This is a genomic window from Coleofasciculus sp. G2-EDA-02 (assembly GCF_040226375.1).
Classification (GTDB): domain Bacteria; phylum Cyanobacteriota; class Cyanobacteriia; order Cyanobacteriales; family Coleofasciculaceae; genus Coleofasciculus.
Genome location: NZ_JAVKEW010000023.1, coordinates 52,477 through 76,244, shown reverse-complemented (window position 1 = coordinate 76,244; position 23,768 = coordinate 52,477). Strand labels below are relative to the sequence as shown.

The 23,768-nt window shown below is 42.0% G+C and carries 19 protein-coding genes; 12 read left to right on the top strand and 7 right to left on the bottom strand.

Annotated elements, in window-relative coordinates; translation table 11 throughout:
* Positions 1-6 precede the first annotated feature (6 nt).
* From hisH to pseB, 6 genes are all read right to left on the bottom strand, one after another.
* Complete coding sequence (gene hisH, locus RLO19_RS02265) at positions 7-633, bottom strand: imidazole glycerol phosphate synthase subunit HisH (protein WP_446353463.1); 627 nt, start codon at positions 631-633, stop codon at positions 7-9.
* On the bottom strand, positions 630-1,847 hold the full coding sequence (locus RLO19_RS02260) for an N-acetyl sugar amidotransferase (protein WP_446353461.1): 1,218 nt from the start codon (positions 1,845-1,847) through the stop codon (positions 630-632). The genes hisH and RLO19_RS02260 overlap by 4 nt, the downstream gene beginning before the upstream one ends.
* A gap of 23 nt (positions 1,848-1,870) precedes the next feature.
* A complete protein-coding gene (locus tag RLO19_RS02255) occupies positions 1,871-2,500 on the bottom strand; it encodes a pseudaminic acid biosynthesis-associated methylase (RefSeq protein WP_446353459.1) in 630 nt (209 codons plus the stop codon).
* Positions 2,501-2,604: 104 nt separating this feature from the next.
* Positions 2,605-3,351, bottom strand: coding sequence for a cytidylyltransferase domain-containing protein (locus RLO19_RS02250; protein ID WP_446353457.1), 747 nt, complete (start codon positions 3,349-3,351; stop codon positions 2,605-2,607).
* Complete coding sequence (pseC, locus tag RLO19_RS02245) at positions 3,348-4,514, bottom strand: UDP-4-amino-4,6-dideoxy-N-acetyl-beta-L-altrosamine transaminase (RefSeq protein WP_446353651.1); 1,167 nt, start codon at positions 4,512-4,514, stop codon at positions 3,348-3,350. The genes RLO19_RS02250 and pseC overlap by 4 nt, the downstream gene beginning before the upstream one ends.
* Entirely contained in the window at positions 4,511-5,500 is a 990-nt protein-coding gene (gene pseB / locus RLO19_RS02240) for a UDP-N-acetylglucosamine 4,6-dehydratase (inverting) (RefSeq protein ID WP_446353455.1), read from the bottom strand. Before pseB ends, pseC begins: the two co-directional genes overlap by 4 nt.
* Positions 5,501-5,700: 200 nt before the next feature.
* Here pseB and RLO19_RS02235 point away from each other — a divergent pair, with 200 nt between their 5' ends.
* The gene (locus RLO19_RS02235) at positions 5,701-6,009 is read left to right on the top strand and encodes a hypothetical protein (protein WP_446353453.1); all 309 of its coding nucleotides are present in this window, start codon (positions 5,701-5,703) and stop codon (positions 6,007-6,009) included.
* A gap of 574 nt (positions 6,010-6,583) precedes the next feature.
* On the opposite strand, the gene RLO19_RS02230 is transcribed toward RLO19_RS02235, so the two are convergent.
* A complete protein-coding gene (locus RLO19_RS02230) occupies positions 6,584-7,024 on the bottom strand; it encodes a DUF29 family protein (protein ID WP_446353451.1) in 441 nt (146 codons plus the stop codon).
* Positions 7,025-7,384: 360 nt separating this feature from the next.
* Here RLO19_RS02230 and RLO19_RS02225 point away from each other — a divergent pair, with 360 nt between their 5' ends.
* The 11 genes from RLO19_RS02225 (at position 7,385) to RLO19_RS02175 (ending at position 23,713) form a co-directional block, all read left to right on the top strand.
* On the top strand, positions 7,385-8,230 hold the full coding sequence (locus RLO19_RS02225; RefSeq protein ID WP_446353449.1) for a hypothetical protein: 846 nt from the start codon (positions 7,385-7,387) through the stop codon (positions 8,228-8,230).
* 147 nt (positions 8,231-8,377) lie between these two features.
* Positions 8,378-10,312 (top strand): polysaccharide biosynthesis protein, encoded by a 1,935-nt coding sequence (locus RLO19_RS02220; RefSeq protein ID WP_446353447.1) that lies wholly within the window; start codon positions 8,378-8,380, stop codon positions 10,310-10,312.
* A gap of 26 nt (positions 10,313-10,338) precedes the next feature.
* Positions 10,339-12,324, top strand: a complete 1,986-nt coding sequence (locus RLO19_RS02215; protein ID WP_446353445.1) for an O-antigen ligase family protein — start codon at positions 10,339-10,341, stop codon at positions 12,322-12,324.
* 534 nt (positions 12,325-12,858) lie between these two features.
* Positions 12,859-14,148 (top strand): ABC transporter ATP-binding protein, encoded by a 1,290-nt coding sequence (locus tag RLO19_RS02210; RefSeq protein ID WP_446353443.1) that lies wholly within the window; start codon positions 12,859-12,861, stop codon positions 14,146-14,148.
* 52 nt (positions 14,149-14,200) lie between these two features.
* Positions 14,201-15,409 (top strand): class I SAM-dependent methyltransferase, encoded by a 1,209-nt coding sequence (locus RLO19_RS02205; RefSeq protein WP_446353649.1) that lies wholly within the window; start codon positions 14,201-14,203, stop codon positions 15,407-15,409.
* Positions 15,406-17,874 (top strand): glycosyltransferase family 4 protein, encoded by a 2,469-nt coding sequence (locus RLO19_RS02200; protein WP_446353442.1) that lies wholly within the window; start codon positions 15,406-15,408, stop codon positions 17,872-17,874. The genes RLO19_RS02205 and RLO19_RS02200 overlap by 4 nt, the downstream gene beginning before the upstream one ends.
* A gap of 9 nt (positions 17,875-17,883) precedes the next feature.
* On the top strand, positions 17,884-18,825 hold the full coding sequence (locus RLO19_RS02195; RefSeq protein WP_446353440.1) for a class I SAM-dependent methyltransferase: 942 nt from the start codon (positions 17,884-17,886) through the stop codon (positions 18,823-18,825).
* The gene (locus RLO19_RS02190; RefSeq protein ID WP_446353438.1) at positions 18,825-20,003 is read left to right on the top strand and encodes a glycosyltransferase family 4 protein; all 1,179 of its coding nucleotides are present in this window, start codon (positions 18,825-18,827) and stop codon (positions 20,001-20,003) included. Before RLO19_RS02195 ends, RLO19_RS02190 begins: the two co-directional genes overlap by 1 nt.
* 257 nt (positions 20,004-20,260) lie before the next feature.
* Positions 20,261-20,833, top strand: a complete 573-nt coding sequence (locus tag RLO19_RS02185; protein WP_446353436.1) for a class I SAM-dependent methyltransferase — start codon at positions 20,261-20,263, stop codon at positions 20,831-20,833.
* Positions 20,834-20,843: 10 nt separating this feature from the next.
* Positions 20,844-21,536 (top strand): glycosyltransferase family 2 protein, encoded by a 693-nt coding sequence (locus RLO19_RS02180; RefSeq protein ID WP_446353434.1) that lies wholly within the window; start codon positions 20,844-20,846, stop codon positions 21,534-21,536.
* 92 nt (positions 21,537-21,628) lie between these two features.
* Positions 21,629-23,713 (top strand): hypothetical protein, encoded by a 2,085-nt coding sequence (locus RLO19_RS02175; protein ID WP_446353432.1) that lies wholly within the window; start codon positions 21,629-21,631, stop codon positions 23,711-23,713.
* Positions 23,714-23,768: the final 55 nt, after the last annotated feature.

The window sequence follows — 23,768 nt, the reverse complement described above, 5'->3', positions numbered from 1 at the left end:
GACTGCCTATAGCGCTAGAAAATTTTTGATCACTTGTAGCCCTAGCCGCTGGCTTTTTTCGGGATGAAACTGAACCCCTAGGATATTATCCCTGCTGATCGCCGAAACAAAACCACCACAGTACGGAGTGTAGGCAATTACGTTCTGCTGAACATGACAGGAAAAGTGATAGCTGTGGACAAAGTAAAAATCTGTACCAGAGGGAATGTCCTGAAACAGAGGTGAGGATTGCGCTAACACAACTTCATTCCAGCCTACATGAGGAATGCGAACATCTGATTGATTAGGTTCCAGCCGCTTCACCTCTCCCTCAATCCAGCCTAGACCTTCTGTTTCTCCTCCCTCCCAACCTTTACTAGCCAAAAGTTGCATACCTAGACAAATTCCCAGCAAAGGGATACCTTGACCAAGCACTTGTTCCCGTAGTACCTCTTCTAGACCACAATTGCGAAGATTTTGTATCCCCCTAGAAAACGCACCTACTCCAGGTAAGATGATGTAGTGGGCAACCTCAAAATCATGGACATTGTGGGTGATCTGTGCCTCACCTCCACATACTGTGACTGCACGGGCAACTGAATCTAAATTGCCCATCCCATAATTAGCAATTGCCACTTTTTTCATGGATATCATGGCAAAACTGTAGCAGAATTGACTGTCAGTTGCCAGTCTGAAGCCAATGTAGACTCGGCACGTAAAAGATTATCGTAATATTTCAGGGTGAGATTACCTTGTCTATCTTTTACCAAATTTCCTCGGCTATCGCATACAAACAACTTCTTGTTAGTAAAGCGATCACAAACCTTGACAAATTCCTCAACTGTCATGTCGATATCTTTGAGAATCTCCTCTAGAGGATATCCTAAATAGACCCAAGGAAATTTACCATCATGCATCTTTACCAGTTTGACAGCTTCCCCTCTGGATAACCGTCCGCGTCGGATGTGTAGGCAAGCAAGATCTGTAGCTCGTCCAAAGCCATACTTTAAAAACTTGAAGTAATCATGAATTCCGGTTTGGTAGTTGTCTAAGTTTTCGTAGTTAACTAGTGAACCTTCAACTGTTTTGTGGTAAGTTTCAAAACCATGGGCTTGGGCATAAAGAGCATTATGATAACCATCCCACGGCAGGTAGTAACCTAAAAATAGTCCTGTCACCCCCACTCGTTGTAAGTCAGCATCCGAGGGGTAACTATACTGGATTAGGTGTTTGGGTTCAATTCCATCGTGTCCGACTAAATCAGACACCCTTAGCCCTAAAAGCCCCCCAAATTCTTCCAACCATCGCCGCGTGAGAATATTATTCTCCATAGCAGCAGCAGGACCCCCATATTCATTTTGCGAGTTTTCTCCCCAGATGATTAGCGGAATGTTAAATTGTACAGCGATACGAATCGGTATAGTAAAAATCGTCACATGTTCGGGCCAGGAAATATCGCCCACTTGAGTTAGTGCCAGACGATTAAGCTGACGACGCACTCTTGGATTCATTGTTATTTCAAGGTAGTCTACACCAAGATTTTTCAGATTCTCAATATTGCGCTGTCCGATATCCGACAATTTATCAGTTGTCGCTGTGACACATAGGGGATTCATCCCTAGCTCAAGCATTTTGATTGTCTGAAAGTGACTGTCCTTACCACCACTGACAGGGATAATACAATCGTAGTTGCTGCCATCTTTGGAGCGGTAACGCTCCAAGATATCCAATAGTTCTTGCTTGCGAGTTTTCCAGTTAATAATTTGGCGTTTCTCAAAAGAACTGCAAGCACTACATACTCCCTCCTCATCAATGAACAAATCGGGTTTCGTTTCCGGCATTACACAGCGATTGCAGTACCGAATCATTTACTGAATCTCCTTAGTCAAGCTTAAACAATTTTTTCTAGCAGAAACCAACTTGTATTATCCCATGCAGGATGTAACCGCTGCCAAAGAAAACCATAATCTACTACTAAAAGTTTACCACTATACTGTTCAACAAACTCGCCGGCAAAATCTCGCTTAAATAACTTGCTTGAATAGCCCCGATAATTAATTTCCACAGGAACTGGATTGTAGTATTCGTTTATAAGGATATAGCGCGATGAAATTTCGTAAATTTTTTGATAAATTAGGGGTATTTCATTCGGGTGGATGTGGATGAGAACACCGCATGTAAAAACTAAATCAAACTTTTGAGCTGGTTCAAATTCCTGAATAGATACATGTTCAGCTTTGAGATATGGAATTTTATCTAGTTCGGCAAATGCTTTCTCATTCAACTCGACTCCAGTCAGTTTGAAATTAGGACTTATGTTAGCAATTGCTTGAAGATTGTGACCTTTGTTGGCTCCCAATTCACAGATACTTATAACACCATAGGTTTTTTTAAAAATATGAGAAAAAAAACTCTGACGTTCTCTTGGTAGAATTTGATTTCTTGTCGTATATTCGTTTCCGAAACTACCTTCCCAAAATGATTCCTGTTCTGTCTTCTGTCGTCGATTCACTTCATTCATGGCTATGAGATATAAATTTGTCCGCTACAAGTATTTTTTTACTGTAATTAATAAATCTATCTATAAGAGCCTAGCTTTTACAATTAAATAAATAGAAGATGACTTTAGCTTTGTAGGCTTTTCTGCTTCACGTGAGCATTTATCTTTGCTAACTCTGGATTTATTTCTAAAATATGCAAAATTTCATCAGTCGTAAACATTTTAGATTTTTTATAACAATAACTGTAAATTTTTGATATTAGTCTCCAATCCTCCTCAGTATCTAATGTCCACCTAAAAGCGGATAAATCTTTTTCGCCAACTTGCTTATGCAAAGAAAACAAATTAGGATGTTGGTAGATGTAGGGAGTGACGTGTTCTTTCTCATAAGGTTGACGTGCTTCTCTAAACGCCTGCTCTAAAGCAGCAAAAGTAAAAATTTCAGCATCTAAACCATAGGGATAGCTACGATTCAAAGTATTGCTTAAGTAATCTATCTTCATACCTTGCCCAGTTTTTCTTTTGAAGTCATTCAGCATCTGAGTGAGAAGTTCAGTGTCAAATAGAGGGCAGTCAGACGTTACCCTGACAACCACATTAGCTTTGTACTCTTTGGCAGCTAGATAGTACCGCTCCAGAACATTGTCTTCACTACCCCGAAACCAATTTACCCCACATTTTACTGATTCTGATATGATAACATCATCAGCTGTAGATGTGGTTGTAGCTACAATCACTTGTTTGACTAAAGAGCAAGCTTGAACGCGCTGAATTACATGTGCCAAAACAGTCTTGTCACTAAGCTGCCTCATTACTTTCCCCGGTAAACGAGTGGAACCCATGCGGGCTTGAATGATCGCAACTATTTTCATAGCATAATCTCTTTCAGCTTTGTTGCTACTTTTTCTTGGTCTATCTGGCTCAAGCCATAGTATAAAGGTAAGCTAATAGCTTCCTGGTAATAGCGTTCTACTTGGGGAAAGTTACCCCAACCAAATCCTATTTGCTGGTAGTAAGGCTGTATGTGGACTGGAATATAGTGCAGATTTACACCAATTCCTCTTTCACGGAGTTCCTCAAAAATCTGCGGATGAGTTTTATTAACTTTATCTAAATGTAACCGAATCACATAGAGATGCCAACTGGAACTACTATCTGGACTTTTTCCAGGCAACGTTAACGGTAAGTCTTTAAGTAGCAAATTGTAACGTTCAGCTAGCAACCCACGACGTTCAACAAATTTATCTAAGCGCTTTAGCTGACTAAAGCCTAAAGCGGCTTGGATATCAGTCATACGATAGTTGAAGCCCAACTCTAACTGCTGATAATACCACGATCCGTGAGACTCGCCTTGCATTAGGTCGGGGTTGCGAGTAATCCCATGAGTTCTCAGACGAATTAGCTTCTCATATAAATCTCTCTGATTAGTCAGTACCATACCCCCCTCACCTGTGGTGATAATTTTCACTGGATGAAAGCTAAACACCGCCATATCCGAAAAGGTGCAGGAACCAATTGGTTGCTGTAGATAGCGTCCTCCAATAGCATGGGAGGCATCCTCGATAATTTTAAACCCATAATGTTGTGACAGCACTGCAATTCGCTCCATCTCACAGGATTGTCCCGCAAAATGGACGGGAACTACCACCTTAGGCAGACGTCCCTGCTGAGCTGCCCCAACTAGTTTACCCTCTAATTCATTCACACTCAAGTTATAAGTGCGCGGATCAATATCCACAAAATCAACATCAGCGCCGCAGTACAAGCCACAGTTAGCAGATGCCACAAACGTATTCGGTGAAGTCCAAAGACTATCCCCTTTGCCTAAACCCACGGCTAGACAAGCAATATGCAAGGCTGCTGTAGCACTGGAAACAGCAACGGCATATTTCGCGCCACAGTAATTAGCCACAGCCTGCTCAAACCGCTCTATTGATGGACCCTGAGTGATCCAGTCCGATTTCAAGACTGCCACAACTGCATCAATATCCGACTGATTGATATCCTGTCGCCCGTAAGGAATCCACTGATTCATTGTTTGAGTATGTCCAATAGCTGATTCGTTGTGAGCCATTCCGTATTTGTGTCAGATCTATACTCAAATTCATCAGGAACCAGCCATCCCTTTTCCCCAAAACCGTTACAAGTAAAATCAAAGTTATGTACAAATCCTGTTGAAGGCATGACAACATAATGATCGGCAAACTCCAACGTCAAGGACGCCATTTCAGATGGACACATCACTTCATGTAGTTTTTCCCCCGGTCGAATCCCAATAATCTTCATCGGCATTCCGGGTGCTAGTGCCTCAGCCAAGTCAGTAATTTTCATGGAAGGAATCTTGGGGACAAATATTTCGCCTCCTTGCATTCGTTCAAAACTTTTGAGAACGAGATCAACACCTTGCTGAAGTGTAATCCAAAAACGAGTCATGCGGGGATCGGTAATGGGTAATTCCATTGCTCCTTCCCGAATCAGTTTTTGAAAGAACGGCACAACTGAACCCCTAGAACCCACTACATTACCATAACGTACTACCGAAAACCGCGTTTTCAGCGGACCAACAATGTTATTAGCCGCAACAAATAATTTATCCGCTGCTAGCTTAGTTGCCCCATAGAGATTAATCGGATTCACGGCTTTGTCCGTTGATAAAGCAATCACCTTCTCGACTTCCTGTTCTAAGGCAACATCTATCACATTATTCGCCCCGTGAATGTTAGTCTTAATACATTCCATCGGATTGAACTCAGCGATAGGAATATGCTTGAGAGCAGCAGCATGAATCACATAATCCACACCCCGCATCGCTAGGTGTAGACGGTCGCGATCGCGCACATCACCGATAAAATAGCGCATCACCGGTGAGTCAAATTCTTGAGCCATCTCATATTGTTTCAACTCATCTCGCGAATAGACAATAATTTTTTTGAGATGAAATCTTTCTAATAGGCTTTTAACACATCTTTTGCCAAAAGAACCCGTACCACCTGTAATTAAAATTGTCTTATTGTGAAACATTACCTTTTCAATTCCAATCCAGAGTCAACCTCGAAACTGCTGAATGGTTTTAGCTAAAAATTGCCAAATCCATTTATATAGAGCTGTATTCTACATCTAAAAACAGAGTTTTATTAAAATGCGAACATAAAATCAATTTTTTGTGCTAACTCCAGAAAATAGGCTAATCCAGGAGGACGATGAAATGTTCCTGGTAGACGTTGTTCGGTTTTGTCAGCGGAAGATGGAAATTTATCGGTTTAACAAACTTAAGTTTAATCGCGATCGCCCTCTCCCTACTCCAACCCAAACAATACCAGAAACAGGTCACCCTGTCAGTCACCCCAGTTCCCATCTCCGTCTCCGGTATCCCTGGTATCGATATCTATCAAGCCAGTCATAAAACGGTGAAACTGTTGAAGAATCATTACGACAAAATCTACGAGATTGAGGTTAAACCAAACTATAACACCCAAACGCAGCAAATCAACATCACCGTGCGATCGCCCGATACCCGTTTTATCGCTTAAGCCGCCTCCTAAGTCTCTACCCTCCTCCAGCAGGACTTTCCAGCCCCATTAGGTCACGCGATCGCTCATAGTCTATGCCGCATCAAGCTGGAAATCAACCAGCCGCAACAGATTCTCGAACCGTTAAACCAACCAATTGCTCAAGTTCGCGACCCCAACAGCATCGATCCCCAACAGATTAGAACCGCTCCCTAGTACAAATAATAGTACTGGATGCGATCGCCAGTTTCATGGTTGCCATCCTCGCTGCGATTATCAGCAATCAAGCCAGACGTCTCCACCATGAGTTTTCCCCAGAAAAGTAGCTCGTGTAAGCTGGCGCCGAACTTTAGTTCCTACTACGAACCTCATGTTTTCCTTAGTAAAGGAGGAGCTAGATCGTAAAGGAGAGGGCGGGTGATCCAACCGTCTGTAGGGGCGGGTTTTACGACTATCCTTTCCAATGACCCAGATGTAACTAAACCCGCCCCTACCCATTCTGGCACGGTGGCAAAAAGTCCAAGCCGTTCTTGAATTGTAATGCCCAAGTCTGGTTGAAGATTTTCGAGGGTAAATTAACTGTAGGGCATACAACCTAATTCGATGGGTCTGAGTTAGGTAAAATGAGGGTCATGGCGCTATCAATAATACTGTTGCGGTCAATCATGTTCCCTAACGTTTCTGGAGCATAAAGTCCTTCAGCGACTTCGAGAGATGCGCCATTGAGGGCTTGTTCATAGGCTTCTTCTAGGGCGAGGCGCAATTCCTCCGGTTTAAGATAATAACCGCCTGCTTTGCGTCGTTTATTTTTGCTCTGTATCTCTAGGGTACAATTCCGAATAGAGACATCCCAAGAGCGGGTAGTGCGGTCTTCAGCTTGTTGTTTGATTAAATGGAGGAGCAAAATCTTGGCGTCGCTACGAATATTATTGATTTTGTCGTCTCTGCTCATTTCCTCCAATTCTTCAACAATGACTAATGCCCCAGAAATATCACCTTTGAGGAGTAAACCTTTCAACTCTAGTAGTTCTTCCATTGGCTTGCCTGATCTAGATTTGAGGGATTAACCTTACGCCTGGAAACCGTAGGGACGCAAAGCCTTCTTATGGGTCAACTTGGTCACGCCAGTAGTAAGAGCTTTAGCCCTAAATTCTGTTGGGTAACATGCGCCAACCCAACCTACAACCTATTCTACGATTTTAGCTGGGTCACGCTAGTAGAACCCCATACCCCCAACCCACCACATCAACAATGATACTAGGGTTGCTGATTTTCCCAGTTAAGTCTAGAAAGGTTGGATTGATATCCACTATTGAATTCAATCTCATGGTGCTACAGCTCGTCGCTGTATGCTAGTTGTGGTCATGATCATTGGTGTAGGAGGTAAACAAAATTGATGCAAAACACAGAACTGAGAACCATTGAGGATGAAGATGAAATTTCCTTACTCGATATTATTCAGTTTTTCCGCCGCAACTGGAGGTTTATGGCATGGGGAACTTTGGGACTCTCAGCGATCGCGATCGCTCTCTCCCTACTAATGCCCAAACAATACCAGAAACAGCTCACCCTGTCAGTCACCCCGGTTCCTATCTCCGTGTCCGGTATCCCTGGCGTTGATATCCAGCAAGCCAGTAACCAAACGGTGAAACTATTGGAGAATCACTACGACAAAATCGACGAAACTGAGGTCCAACCCAACTATAACGCCGAAACCCAGCAGATTGACATCACCGTGCGATCGCCAGATACCCGTTTTATCACTGAAGCTGGCACCCAAGTCTCTACCCTTCTCCAGCAGGAGTTTCAAGCCACATTGGGTCAAGCGATCGCGAATAGTCTCTTCAGCATCGAGTTGGAAATCAGCAAACAGCAACAGGTTCTCGAACAGCTCGAACAACAAATTGCTCAAGTTCGTGACTCCAATGGTATCGATCCCGAACGGATTAGAACCACTCTCAGGCTGGAGGCGCTAGAGACACAACGAGCAGGAGTTCTAGCTCACATCGCCGCCCTAGAATTTGACAAACAGTATCTCGAACCGGCTCAGGAGAATCTAGCTGAGTTTACCTCTCAAATCATTTCTATCCAACTCTTAAGCGAATCCAAAGTCGAACCGACTCGCTCCCTAGTACAAATTGCTGTACTGGCTGCGATCGCTAGTTTCATGGTTGCCATCCTTGCTGCCATTATCCGCGATCAAGCCAGACGCCTTAAGGATGAGTTCTCCCAGAAAAAGTAGCTACGCTTAGGGAACTAAAGTTCCCACTACGAACGTTTTGAGCGACTGACATTCTGGTCGATTGGGAACAAAAGTGATCCTAGCCAGGACGTTAAAGCCAATGTATCCTATGTTGTTGCAGCCAGTATTGCCTTAGAGGTGCCGTTCATGCCCCAAAAAAGGCTCTTTCCTTCCGCATATCGATTGGGACAACTCGGACTCGATGGATTTGTAGCTTGGTCAGCTTGTAGCCTTGCTTTCTGGTTCCGTTTTGACGGTCATATTCCCGCTTCTCACCAAACCCTGGCTTGGATGCTTCCCCTCTTGGCGATTCCAGGGCGTTTGCTGTTTCACGCCACGTTTGGTCTGTACAGGCAAGTCTGGCGTCTGTTTGGACTGAAAGATGCCACCACCCTTTGTCAGTCCATCACCCTATATTCCTTACTACTTCTAGTCATCACTCGCTTACTGATTCCCCGTTTTAGCTCCTTTTCGGGAATTCCCTTGGGTGTGGCTGTGATTGACTGGAGTTTTTGTGTGATGGGGATGATTGCCCTGCGCTACGCCCGTCGTCGATTTGTCCTTTACCACCCACGCGATCGCACGGCTTCACCTAAAGAGCCCCAGCGGGTAATATTAGTCGGTGCGGGGCGGGCGGGATCACAAATTGTCCAGGAAGTCAACCAAAATCGCCAGCTTAACTTAGAAATTCTTGGCTTTCTGGATGATGATCCGACGAAGATGGGACGTAAAGTGGAGGGTATACCCGTTCTCGGTGCGACATCCCAACTTGTACCCATTGCCCAACGCCTCAACGCCGATGAAGTGCTAATTTCTATGCCCTCGGCTAAGGCATCCCAAATCCGTAAATTGGTGGATCTCGCCCAGGGTAGCGCCTTGAAGCTGAAAGTATTACCGGGACAGGCAGAACTGTTGTGCGATCGCTCCCTAACCCCCCAAGCTAGACCCATCCAAATTCAGGATATCCTGGGACGCCCAGAGATTAAACTGGACTTTGCCAATGAATTTAATCACCAATTTCCCTCAGCGCGATCGCAAGTCTATCAGCGCACGGTTCTGGTTACGGGTGCAGGCGGTACGATTGGCTCAGAAATCTGTCGCCAGATTGCCCGTCTCGAACCCCACCACCTGCTATTACTCGGACGCGGGGAAAATAGTATTTTCAACATTGAGCAAGAACTACGCCGCGACTTCCCTAACCTGAAAGCGACACCAATCATTGCCGATATCCGCCATCAACGTCGTATCCAGACCATTTTCCAAACCTGGCAACCTCAAATTGTCTTCCATGCGGCGGCTCATAAACATGTCCCCTTAATGCAGCATAACCCCACTGAAGCCCTGGAAAACAATGCTCTAGCGTCGGCTCACCTGGCACAACTGGCGGAACAACAGGGTGTAGATACCTTTGTCCTCATTTCTACCGACAAAGCTGTTGATCCCTGTAACTTTATGGGCTTAAGCAAGCGCTTAGCTGAACTCCTGGTTAAAGCGTGCGCCGCCAAAAGCCAAACCCGCTTTCTTGTGGTGCGCTTTGGCAACGTTTTGGGAAGTCGTGGTAGTGTTATTCCCATTTTCCAGGCACAAATTGCCAGAGGCGGTCCTGTTACCGTCACTGATGCCAATATGACCCGTTATTTCATGACCACTCCCGAAGCCTCTCAACTGGTCATCCAAAGCCTTGCTGTGGGACAATCCGGTCAAACCCTAATTTTGGATATGGGTCAACCGGTGAAAATCTTAGACCTGGCACAACAAATGATCCAGTTAGCGGGTTTCATTCCAGAACTGGATATCCCAATTAAGATTACCGGATTGCGTCCCGGCGAGAAATTACATGAATCTTTAGTCTGTGCTACAGAACAAGTCATACCCACCGCTCACCCCAAAATTTTAGCAGTTTCCAGTCAACCACCAGCACCCTTATCCCAGCAAAAAGCGATCGCGACTCTCTTAGACGCGACTACGGCTAGCTTACCTCCTGAGTGTCTCTGGAAAACCGCTCAACATTGTATTACTGTTCTGGAAGATTACCCTGTCTGTAAACAGTCAGTAATGGAACAGGAAATCGGTAATATATAATACTTAATTTCAATGTATATTCGCTGATGACTAAAGTAATAAAACTTCACTTTTTCGCTTCAACGATTTTTCTGATTAGTTGCTTCATTATCCAAGTTTCTTTAAACGCTCATAACGCATTACCTTGGCTTAATGTAGTCCTATTTTTAGGCATATTAATATCAACGGTGGTTCATCCTCTTTATGGTATCGGTATTTTAGTATTTTTACTTCCCTTTACAGCCGGTGTTTTTCATCAAACTCAAGCCCTATTTAATATTGCCATTCCCATGGCAGATAGTTTGAGCCTAGATTGTGTGATTGGGGTTTTATTCGGGCTATTTATTCTATATGTTTTTACCAAGCGATTAAAAATTGATCGGAATACAGACTGGGATCAAGCTAGGATACTTGAATTATTGCTAATTGCTTTTCACCTTGTTATCATTATAACAGTCGCGATCGCTATATCTCGCAATCTCTATCAGTCTGTATCTCCCTACTCTGTTAAAGGATTTTTATACAATCTTGCTAATATCCGCTACCTCAGCTTTCATGATGACTATTTTCCGCTCAGAGACTTAGTTATTTTTACCGCTGCGATTACACTCAGCATCAGGTTACTCAACCTAATCCGCACTCCGTCACAGTTAAAACAAAGCCTCTTAATACCTCTGGCTATCGCGACAACTATCATCTTAGGTTATGCGCTGTGGTCAAAGTTAACGGGACTTGGCTACAACCGAGACGGTGTCGCGCTGGGTGTCAACAGCTTTCTCCCCGATATTCACGCTTATGGAGGATTTGCCCTAGCCGCTGTTATGGGGGGACTCTATTATTTGAGCAGCACTAATGTCCTGATTAAATGGATAGCCGGGGCTTTTTCATTACTGGCGGTTGCTGGAGTCGTTGTTAGTGCTTCTCGCTTTGCGATCGTCATGTTAGGTATTGTCGTTATTAGTTATTTGTTTTTTGTTTTACGGACTAAAAACCGAGGTAAACTGACAACAGTTTTCTTGGGGTTTATTCTGGTTTTAGGAACAGCTTATTTAAGTATTCACTGGGATAACAGAGGCTTATTCAGCCGACTTTATTCAGTGTTACAATCTCAATCGTTTGAAGACTTCAACACTGCTCTAAGTCAGCGACCAGAAATATTTCGTTCCAATCTGTTAATGTATAGCCACTATCCCATTGTGGGTTTAGGTAAAGGCATTTTTTATCGCCAAAGTTCAATTGCTGAGTTTAGCAAGTCTGATTTCTTTGCGACATATAATGGAGAAAATGCCCATAACTATTTTCTGCAAATTCTCGTAGAAACGGGTCTGGTTGGGTTCGTTGTTTTTTGTTCTTTATTTCTTTGCCAAGGTCTGTACCTAAGAAATCGATCCACGGAAATTATCACAGTACTGATAGTGGGACTATTTTCGGGAAATATCTATGGTCATTCCCTGTTGATACCTAACCTGCTTTTCTTACTGTTTATCTTGATAGGATCATCAAATGTAGATGAACAACCCGAAAAATCAATTTCCCCGACAATCCGGCTTATACCGTTGCCTAAAGCTTGGTGTTATTTCCTTATAGCAATGACAACAGCCCTAGTCGTCGGAGCGATTTATGAAGTAAAAACTAGCTATGGTAAACTTCCTTTCCAATCACAGTTTTTCTGTTACAAACCTGCTGAATACAGCGATCACCAGACTAGCGGTCTGTTTAAAGAAACCTATACAGTCACTGGAAATTATCTCATGCTCAATTATATTGTCCATCATGCCGATGCTCAAAGGCGTCCTCTGACCATTGATTTCAATTTAGAACAAGAAGGTCAAAGGATTGCTTACGACCAACGTCTGATTGACTCTCCAGGTGAGTATCAGGAAAGATTGAATATTTCTCAATTAAAAACAGGTTCTAATATTTCACTGCAAATTAAAACATCACGGTGCTTCACACCGATAAATTTGGGAGTTAGTTTAGATAAAAGACCTTTGGGTATTCAGTTAAACAAGGTTTTGCAGGATACCAGATAACTTTAAGAGAGATAATTGGCTCAGCCTTTTTTCAAAAAGAACCCCTTTTTTGCCCTGGCGACTAGAAGTCGCAGCTACACTTGCCTTGCGTCCGCCTGCGCGGACTAGCTTATAAAGGGGGTGGCTAACCCGGATTTGGTATTACCCAAAGTAGAATGGTACTGACTGGTATGCTGGTGGGCAATGCCCACCCTACGGTATATCAAGGGTGGAGGCACTGCCCAAATGCTTATCGAGGATGCCAATAACCCTAAGCAGAATCTATGGTAATTCCTAAAGATGTTGGAACTGCACAGGGTAAGCCGGGGTCAGTAATGGCAAGACCATAGGAGCATATTACCTTTGTCGGCTGGGTAACGCTTACGCTCTACCCAACCTCCAAGAACATTTTGTGTTCTGACATGCTCCAAAGACTTAGCGAGGTGCGCTAGGTAAGTTTATTTGATACTGTTTTAGTGTGGTGTGTGAATTGAACAGCGACGCGATTAGCGTGAGCTGATGTCCTCTAGAGGTTGCTAAAACCGTACTGGTGTGATGAGTGAGATAGCGATTTCATTGACAAATGTCTCCAAGTGCTATAAGCGCTATGACCGTCCCCTCGATAGACTCAAAGAAATAGTACTGCCAGGAAAGAGCCGCGCCCAAGAGTTTTGGGCATTGCGTGATATTAACCTGGAAGTTGCCCCAGGGGAGACTCTGGGCATTGTGGGGCAAAATGGTTCAGGGAAAAGTACCCTGCTACAGATCATAGCTGGAACGCTGACACCAACGACAGGTGATGTGTGGGTTAATGGTCTAGTTTCCGCTTTGCTGGAACTCGGAAGTGGGTTCAACCCCGAGTTTACCGGACGACAAAATGTCTTTTTTAATGGTCAAATTCTCGGCTTAAGTCGGGAAGAAATAGCAGCAAAGTTTGATAGCATTGCGGCTTTTGCTGATATCGGTGATTTTCTAGATCAACCGGTCAAAACCTATTCTAGTGGCATGGTGGTTCGCCTAGCCTTTGCTGTGGTAGCAAATATTGATCCCACGATATTAATCGTAGACGAAGCCTTAGCTGTTGGTGATGCCCGTTTCCAAGCGCGTTGTATGAAACGAATTCGCCAGCTTAAAGAGCAAGGCGTCACCATTCTTTTTGTTTCCCACGATTCAGCCAGCGTTAAAATGCTTTGTACTCGTGCTGCCTTGATGAATTATGGTTCAATCATTGATGTGGGTCAGCCCAAAGAAGTTATTAATCATTATACGGCGCTATTGAGTTCAGACAACCCCCGCAATTATCAAGAGATTCTTTCGCCTAGAGAAAGGCTGGAGTTCAATGATTGCCAACCGGAAACTTCATTAAACCGCACCTTACCTGGATTACACGAACATAGACATGGGAATCAAATCGCAGTAATCAATGAGGTTAAGATTATCAATATCTATAACCGCCAAGTAGAGACAATAGAAACGGGTTCTCTGTTTAAGATTCAGGTGAAGTTAGCCGTTAATGCAAAGCTGTCTGATCTGGTGATCGGTATTTCCATTAGAAACTTAATGGGGTTGGTTATCTATGGCACGAATACTCAAGGATTGAACTGTCAATTACCCCAGCTTGACAGGGGACAAAAGTTGACTGTAGAATTTCAACTTCCCTGTAACTTACATAAGGGGATTTATACCGTAACCGTAGGGGTTCATTCCCAAGAAGGGTTGAGTTATGACTGGATTGATGATTTAGTTGTGTTTGAAGTGAGCAATGGGAATCATTGTGAAGGCGTCGTCGATTTGCAAGCCGATGTCCAAGTCAAAGCTGATGCCGTCTTTTGTCTGACCCCCTAAGCTTAAATCGTCAACCCAAAAATTACTCGAGTTCCTTCCCTGATTAGTGAGTATGATTGAAGCCAGCAACCCAGAAATTGATGTTGATGAATTAATGGAAAAAGTCCGGGAGGAGGTGGCAAGACGCCAGAATCAACCGTTGGGAAAAGAAAAATATGTTGGCACAAATTATCCGCCGAAAAAATGCATCAATCCTTTACTTATTCACCAAATACAAGCATTACTGAATAACGCTGAATCTAAGTCTCAAGTTCGCACCGAATTTCCGGAAAAATTTAATCGTTTTCCCTTTACCCTCAGCAGACGATTACAGGGGTTTATATTAAAAATGTATGCCTTTCTGTTTAAGGAGCAACGTGCCGTAAATTTATCGTTAATTCAAGCCTTGAGAGAGTCTCTAGCGCTGAATCAACAGTTGAGTGAGCAAGTCGCTGATTTTCACGCTCAACTCAATACTAATATCCAAAACTGTACTTATCTCCAGAATGATTTGAATCGACACAAACAACTGATCAACTCCTTTTTAGATGAGGCAAAGATTCGGTTGCATGAACCTTTTAATCCAGATCAATTGCAAGCTTTGGTCAATGAAGAGAAAGGGTTATTCGATGCGTTTTATGTCGCATTTGAAGACCAGTTTCGTGGGAGTCGAGAGGAAATTCTGGATCGATTAAAGGTTTACCTACCCCGAATGGCTGAAGCTAAAATTGGCAGCCAAGACTCGCCGATTTTGGATATAGGATGTGGGCGTGGGGAATGGTTAGAGTTGCTGCGAGATGCGGGATATGTGGCACAGGGTTTAGATATTAATCAGATTATGCTGGATCAGTGTAAAACTAGAGAGCTTGATGTTATCGAAGGGGATGCATTAACTTATCTACAATCTCAACCTGATGGTAGCCTGGGTGCGGTGACAGGGTTTCACTTGATTGAGCATTTACCTTTTCCTGTATTAATGAATGTGATTGAGGAAAGTGTAAGAGTATTAAAGTCAGGAGGGTTAGTCCTCTTTGAAACCCCAAATCCTCAAAATGTTTTAGTGGGAACGCATAATTTCTACCTTGATCCCAGTCATCTCAAACCCTTACCGAGTGCTTTGGTGAAATTTATGCTAGAACACGGCGGATTGGCACAAGTAGACATTATCAACCTCCATCCTTATGACGAATCGTTTGAACTGAGTGGTTCTCAAGTGGCAGAACGTTTTAATGAGTATTTCTATGGTTCACAAGATTATGCAGTGATTGGGTACAAACCATGAAACCCCTGGCTATCGTAACACCTTGGTTTGGTAAGAATTTAACAGGAGGAGCCGAGCAACAAGCGTGGCAAATAGCTACCCGTTTGGCGCGTCGGGGTCATAAAATTGAAGTGCTAACCACCTGCTGTCGTTCCTTTCATGATGACTGGGCTGTGAACCATCTTAAAGCAGGAATTAGTCGGGAGTCTGGGTTACTCATTCGGCGGTTTCCGGTGAGCCGTCGCGATCGCGCAGCGTTTGATCAGGTTAATCGCGTTATGCTAAGTTTACCCCCTTGCTACCTTAAACCAGGGGTTAATCCGGTTAAATCTGGGGAATCAGCTATTTTCGCCTCGGAAAATATTAATTCCCCCAAGTTGCTGAATTATTTGTCCAGAAAATCCCAAAGCTATCAAGGGTTTCTATTTATTCCTTATCTTTATGGAATAATTTTAAACGGACTGCCTATTGTGTCCAGTAAAGCGTTTTTGCAGCCCTGTTTACATGATGAGGTTTATGCTTATCTGCCAGAAATTGCGACTATTTTTCATCAGGTAAAGGGTTTATTATTCAATAGCGACGGTGAGGCTCAACTGGCGAGACGGTTATACGGTGCCGGGATTATTCCCAAAAATGTAGTCGTTGGGGAAGGGATAGAAGTTAGTCAGGATGAGCCTTTAACCAATAGGAAAGACAAAGAATACCCAGAACGCTTTATTCTTTGCTTAGGGCGTCGTGATCCCACGAAAAACACGCATTTTTTAGTCAAGTCTTATCTCAGATTCAAACAGAATTATCCGAATTCGCTCCTAAAATTAGTCCTGGCTGGTTCAGGTAATCAATCATTTGATCACTCAGAACAAGGTGTGATTGATTTGGGTGTAGTGGATGAGCCGGAAAAAGCCGCATTACTCACCCACTGTATCGGATTATTTCAACCCAGCCGTAATGAAAGCTTCTCCCGTGTAATCATGGAAGCCTGGTTTTACGGGAAACCTGTGGCGGCGAATAGAGACTGTTTAGCCACAGCGATGGCGGTGGAAGTCAGTCAAGGGGGTTGGTTAGCGGGGAGTGAGGGAGAATGGGCAGAATTATTTGCCAAAGTTGATCAAATGGCAGAGGAAGAATTGTTAAGCTATGGGACTAGGGGTCAAGCTTATGCCAAAGAAAATGCTGTATGGGATAAAGTGATTGAACGTTATCAAGTCGCTCTGGGATTATCTACACTTCGCCCGGTGAGAGTCTGTCATTTTGAACCCAGCGATAGCGGAGTGAAGAATCTCACCAGATGTTTCCCTACATGGAGCTTGTTCTCGAAGGTTGTGAAGGGTTGGGTGAACCCTGACAAAAGCTCGGTTACCTGCAGCGAAACCCATACACCCGTCAAACAGCATCTACAGCCGACAAGACGCGGAAAGCTAAAGGAAATCCATCAACTTCTACCTAATTTAGCATACGGGGATGCCATCTCAAATCATGCATTAACTATTCGAGATTATCTGCGTCGCTGTGGTTATCAATCCGATATTTTTGTCCGCTATATTGATGAGCGAGTTGCCCATGAAGCCAAATTATTTAAGCCAAATGACATTAGTGAGCAAGCTGGGATCATCTACCACCATTCGATTGGCTCAGAACTCACCGACTATGCGATCGCGCATCCGGGTTCTAAGTGCTTAATCTATCATAATATCACGCCAGCGGAGTTTTTTCGCCCCTATAGACCCGAATTTGCACAACTGCTGGAAAAAGGACGTGCTGAACTAAAGCAATTGGCTCAATCCTTTCCCTTATCCGTAGGTGATTCTGCCTATAATGCAGCGGAACTCGCAGCAGTTGGGTTTCATCAACCCGGAGTTTTACCCATCGCCGTAAACCCAAGCAAATGGGATATGCCTGCCGATGCTACGTTGATGGAGCAATTACAGGATGGCAAATCCAATTTACTTTTTGTGGGTCGTATTACCCCCAATAAATGCCAGACTCATCTGGTAGAATCATTCTACCATTACCTGACGATGGATCAACAGGCGAGGCTAATTCTGGCTGGATGGGGAGATGCCAATGATCCGTATTACTGTCACCTTCTGGATAGAATACAAGAACTCGGTTTAAACGATTATGTTGTAGTTTCAGGGTTAGTTAGTGAGACTCAATTGTTAGCCTTTTACCGAACGGCACACCTATTCTGGTCGATGAGTGAACATGAAGGGTTTGGTGTGCCATTAGTGGAAGCCATGTGGTTTGATGTTCCGGTTTTGGCATATAAAAGTAGTGCTGTCCCGGAAACATTGGGCGAAGCCGGCATTCTGTTTACCACCAAGGATGATCTGGTTCAGGTTGCTGCTTTAGCCAAGTTACTGGTCAAAGATTGGAGATTGCGAAAGACTGTACTCAACGCTCAACAAAAAAGACGAGATAGTTTCCTACAGGCTATAGTTAATCAAAACATCCTCAATCTATGTACAAACCTAGAAAACTTTTAAAGCAAAAAAATGAATAAAATTATTCGATATGGAAAAAAAATCAAAGATAAACTTAAAATAAAATTGAATGGTGCACCAAATAAATTATTTCCTTTGAACCCCGAATTACCCCTACCTGAAGGAGTGAGTGAAGCAGAACTCCGGGATTATTTAAGGTCGGTTTTAGTCGCTGATGCTCCTCCTCAAGAAATGGCGAATTACTGCGAGCAAGATTTTCGACGATTTGTCTATACCTACGGGTTAGTCAGGGATGTATCGGGTAAGTGCTTAGAATTAGGCGCTAACCCCTATTTCACCACTCTGCTGCTCAAAAGATTTACTCAACTCGAATTAGTCTTAGCCAACTATTTTGGTTCTCATATCACAGATTACATTGTTCAAAAAGTAAACTACAAAGATTTTCACATGGGCAAAGAATGTTCAACAGAATTTAAATCATTTCACTTTAATATAGAATGTGATAAATTTCCCTTTAAAGATGGCGAATTTGACGCTGTTTTATTCTGTGAAATCATCGAACACTTACTCATAGATCCTGTCGCCGTCATCCAGGAAATAAAACGAGTATTAAAACCCAATGGGGTGCTAATATTGACAACTCCCAATGTCAGTCGCTTGGAAAATGTCAGTAAAATGATTGCTGGCGCTAATATTTATGACCCCTATTCAGGTTATGGTTATTATGGCAGACACAATCGCGAATATAATAAGCACGAGTTGTATTTGTTACTTAATTATATGGGGTTTACAATAGACTCAATGTTTACGGCTGATGTTCATGAAAATTCTGCCAATCATTACGGCTCAGTCGCACAATTAAAAAGTTTTTTGAAACATCGAGAACTGGATTTGGGACAATATATTTTTGTGCGGGCGCTCAACCAGCAAAAAGCCGGGAAGAAAAAGCCTGCTTTTTTATATCGAAGTTATCCTGAAGACCAGCTAGAATAATGCCTAAAGTTGCCTTTGTTGTTCAACGTTGCGGATTGGAGGTTAATGGGGGTGCAGAATCCCTCTGTCTTCAGATTGCCCAAAGGATGTCTCAGTATTGGGATTTAGAAATCCTAACAACTTGTGCTTTGGACTATATGACTTGGCAGAATTACTACTCACCAGGAGTGTCAGAAGTTTTGGGTGTAAACGTGCGGCGTTTTCCGGTAGCAAAACCTAGAGATATCGCTAGTTTCAATAGGTTATCTGATAACATTTATTCTCGGCTCAAAACCGTCTCGCTAAAGGAGCAGGAAGCTTGGATGCAAGCTCAAGGACCCTGGTCACCTGACCTGATAAACTATGTTAAAGCGTATCAAGATGAGTATGATGCGTTTATCTTTTTCACGTATTTATATGCGACGACTTATTTTATCTTACCCTGGGTGGCTCAAAAAGCGTATTTAGCGCCTTTAGCTCATAATGAGTGGACGCTATATCTGAGTATGTGGGACAGGTTATTTGAAAAACCCCGTGGGTTTATCTTCAATACGCCAGAAGAACGGGATTTGATACAAGCACGCTTTCCCAATGCTAAGTGTGAAGGACCAATTGTGGGAGTGGCGGTAGAACCCCCCGATGTTTATAGTGCAGCAGCGTTTCGGCACAACTATAAGATTGATGAGCCATTTTTGTTGTATATTGGCAGAATCGATCCGTCTAAGGGATGCGAGGAGTTGTTTGGTTATTTCATGGAGTTGCGATCGCAGGAAACAAAACCCAGAAAGTTAGTCTTACTAGGAAAGCCAGCTATGCCGATTCCCCAGCATCCCGATATCCTCGCCTTGGGGTTTGTGGATGAGCAAACCAAGTGGGATGCGATCGCGGCTTGTGATATTCTAGTCATGCCATCGCCTTATGAAAGTCTTTCTCTGGTTTTGTTGGAAGCTTGGGCGGTAGGTAAGCCGGTTTTAGTTAATGGGCGATGTGATGTTTTAGTCGGACAGTGTAGGCGGGCGCAAGGGGGACTTTGGTATAAGAATAAAGATGAATTTATCGTGGCTTTAGGCATGATTCAAAACTCCGTCAGCTATCAGTTGGGATTACAAGGGCAACGCTTTGTGAAAAGCCACTATGTTTGGTCTAAGATAGATTGTGATTATTTAAGTATAATTCCTAAAAATGACTGCTATAACTAAAATTAATAAACTGTACCGAACCAAATGGCATATAGCTTTATAGTTGGCATAATAATTTTCGACACTAGATGTAATGTCGTATCATGCCATAGTTGGATTGTAGAAAGATTAGAAGAATTGACAGGGAAAGGACTACTGTTTAGAATTAGCTATTTAGAGATCTATGAATGAGTTGGTATTTTTATTTTCATTTTATTGATTTTCACTATAGCGGTAAATCAATTAGTTATTTAAAATAAAAAAATAGGATTCAAGCAATGAAAAAAATAAAAGAACCTTTATTAGAACCACTGCTGCGATGGATGAGATTAAGAAGAGTGAAACCCCATATTCCTCGAAATTCTATTCTACTAGATGTTGGTTGTGGTGTATCAGCTACTTTTTTAAGGTCTATATCTAGTCATATAAAATATGGAGTAGGTGTAGATTTTAAAGTTCAGGTTTATCAATCTGGCAATATTACAACAAAGCAACTAAAACTTAATAATTATTTGCCTTTTGATAATTCAAGTTTTGATATAATTACAATGCTTGCCGTTTTGGAACATATTGAATATGAAAAGGAAATTTTACAAGAAATTTATCGAATACTTGTTCCTAGAGGTAAGCTTATAATTACAGTTCCATCTATCTGGTCTCAACCTATACTAGAGTTTTTAGCTTATCGACTAAAGATAGTCAGTGAAGCAGAAATCAGAGATCATAAAAGATACTATACTCGCAAGTCTCTTGAAAAAATATTGATAGGTGAAATTGGATTCCAAAATTTTCAACACAAATATTTCCAGTTTGGAATGAATAATTTCTGTACTGTAACGAAAAAGGAGTAACTATTTTAAAATGAAACTATCCGTTATCATACCTTGCTATAACGAAATAGGAACGATTGGTCAAGTGGTTGAAGCAGTAAAAGCATCTCCCATGAGAGATGTTGAAATTATCATAGTTGACGACTGTTCAAAAGACGGTACACGAGAACTCCTACAATCAAGACTAGAAGATCAGGTTAATCGTGTCATTTACCATCGAAAAAATCAAGGCAAAGGAGCCGCTTTACGGAGCGGATTTGCCGCTGCAACGGGAGACATTGTAATTGTTCAAGATGCTGATTTAGAATACGATCCTCACGAATATCCGCTCATGATCGATCCTATCCTTAAGGATAAAGCCGATGTCGTTTTTGGCTCACGCTTTCAAGGAGGTAGACCTCACCGAGTCGTGTATTATTGGCACATGGTAGGCAACAAGTTTCTAACCACCTTGTCGAATATGCTCACGAATATCAATTTAAGCGATATGGAAACTTGCTATAAGGCATTTCGACGAGAGATTGTTCAATCCATCAAAATCCAAGAAAATCGATTTGGCTTTGAACCCGAAATAACGGCAAAGGTGGCGAAAATGAATTGTCGTATTTACGAAGTTGGCATATCCTATTATGGTCGTACCTATAAGGAAGGGAAAAAAATAGGATGGAGAGATGGTATATGGGCTATTTATTGCATTATAAAGTATAACCTATTGGTGAAATAATTTGGGAAGGTGATTAACTTATTTAATAAGTCATTTGCAGAGATTACATCTTATTGACAATTTCTTGCGTAGAGAAAGTTATCTTGATTTTTATGAAAAACTATTTTTTCAAGTTACAATCATTATTTCCATACATTGTTTTATGTGGCATAGGAGTTTGGATAGCATTCCAGCCGACGCTTGTCAGTGGCTTTTCGTTGATGCAAACTGACCCGGGAGACACAAGACTTAATAATTATTTTTTAGAGCATTCTTTTCAACTGCTAGTTAACAGTGACTATAGTGGGGATGTATGGTCACCCACATTCTTTTTTCCATACAAAGAAGTATTGGCTTTTTCTGAAAATCTTTTTGGTTCAGCCCCCATATATTGGCTATTTAGAGCATTTTTTTCATCAGATATTGCATTCCAGTTATGGATGATTGCCGTCTGTATTGCTAATTTTGTTAGTTTTGCTTTCCTGATGCAAAAATTCAACGTAGGTCATGGACTCAGTGCTTTAGGGGGTTTCCTATTTGCCTTCAGTATGCCTCGAATTGTCAAAATTGGGCATCAGCAGTTACTTCCCCAGTTTTTTACGCCTTTGGTTTTCCTAACCGCATTAAATTTTATGAAAAAGCCGACCTCAAAACGGCTGGCTTTACTACTCTTACTCACTTATTTACAAATTCTGTCGGGGATTTATTTAGGATGGTTTTTAATGTTTAGCTTACCCATATTTTTGGGCATAGCTTATAAACTAGAATCCGAAGCCAGACATCGTTTTATAACTTACTGGAAAAAGAGTCATAAACAAGCTATTGGCATTACTTTGGGCTGGTTAGCATTAACAGTTTTTACCTTATTCCCTTATTTGAAAGCCAAGTTAGTTTTAGGAGGAAGATCTTATTCAGATGTAGATACAATGATTCCACGACTTTCTTCCTGGTTTTCTGTTCCACCAGGTAGTCTGTGGTCATCCTTGCTAGGTTGGGTTTCCCGTGATTTACCCATGCAACATGAACATCATTTATTCGCCGGCTTGACATTGATTATTTTGACTGGACTATCTATATACACAATCCTCCGGTTAAAGTCTTTATTAACTATTCAAACATATAAAATAATTAAAATCTGTCTGATTGTTTTTATTATAATATTCTGTTTTTCATTACGTTTACCTTTTGGATTATCTTTATGGCGAATTATTTATGAAGTTGTACCTGGATCTTCTGTTATTAGAGCAGTGAGTCGAATATGGACTATTGCTTATTTTTATTTATTTATTGCAGTTTTATTAAATGCAGATTCTCTTTTAAAGGCATTAGTAAATAGCAAATATTTGCGTTTGCTGATAGTAAGTGTTATTTGCCTTGTCAGCGTGTCAGAGCAAATTGTTTTAAACCTACCTAACTATGAAAAAGCTCCCTGGATAGAAGAAGTTGCAGAACTTCGGGACTTAATGCAGACTAACTGCGATTTTGCCTATGTATCGTTGAATCCGGCAAGACCTTTTTGGGCAGATCAGTTAACAGCAATGTGGGCTGGTATTGAAGCTAATGTACCAGTTGTTAATGGCTACTCTGGGAATCAGCCACCAAACTATGGAACGACTACTGAACCGATGGATACAGCAAGGATTTTACATTGGCTTGATATAGCTAGTAAAAATATTCAAGGAAGACTTTGTATGATCTCTCCCAATGTAGGAAAAAAAAATGATAGTCTGATTCCCAAGTATGCTGTACAAGAAATTACCAGTTTTTCAAACAAGTTCACCTCTGCTACAATTCAATTTCCACTCAAAAAATTATTTTCTCATGGTATAACTGTTCTCGATATTCCCTCAAATCCTGTTTATACAAGCTCATCTATAAAAATAGTAGCTTTAGTTGAAAACAAAAGTAATTTTATATGGACTCAAGAAGGTAAGCATAAAACGAATTTCTCTTATCGTTGGATAGATGTTAATGGCAAGTTAGCTGAGTTTGATGGAGATGGCGATCGCACAAGTTTACCTTGGGATGTTTCACCCGAAGATTTCTTTGCCGTAAATGCAATTGTCCGTACACCTCCAACTCCTGGAAAATATCAACTTATTCTAACTATGGTTCAAGAGGATGTAGCTTGGTTTAATGATAAAAACACCAATCATCCATTAATTCCCATGGATGTTGTTCCTCCTCAAACATACTAATTGAGAGCTATTGGACTACGTTATAAATTATAAAAGCTCTTATGTTTCCAGAAAA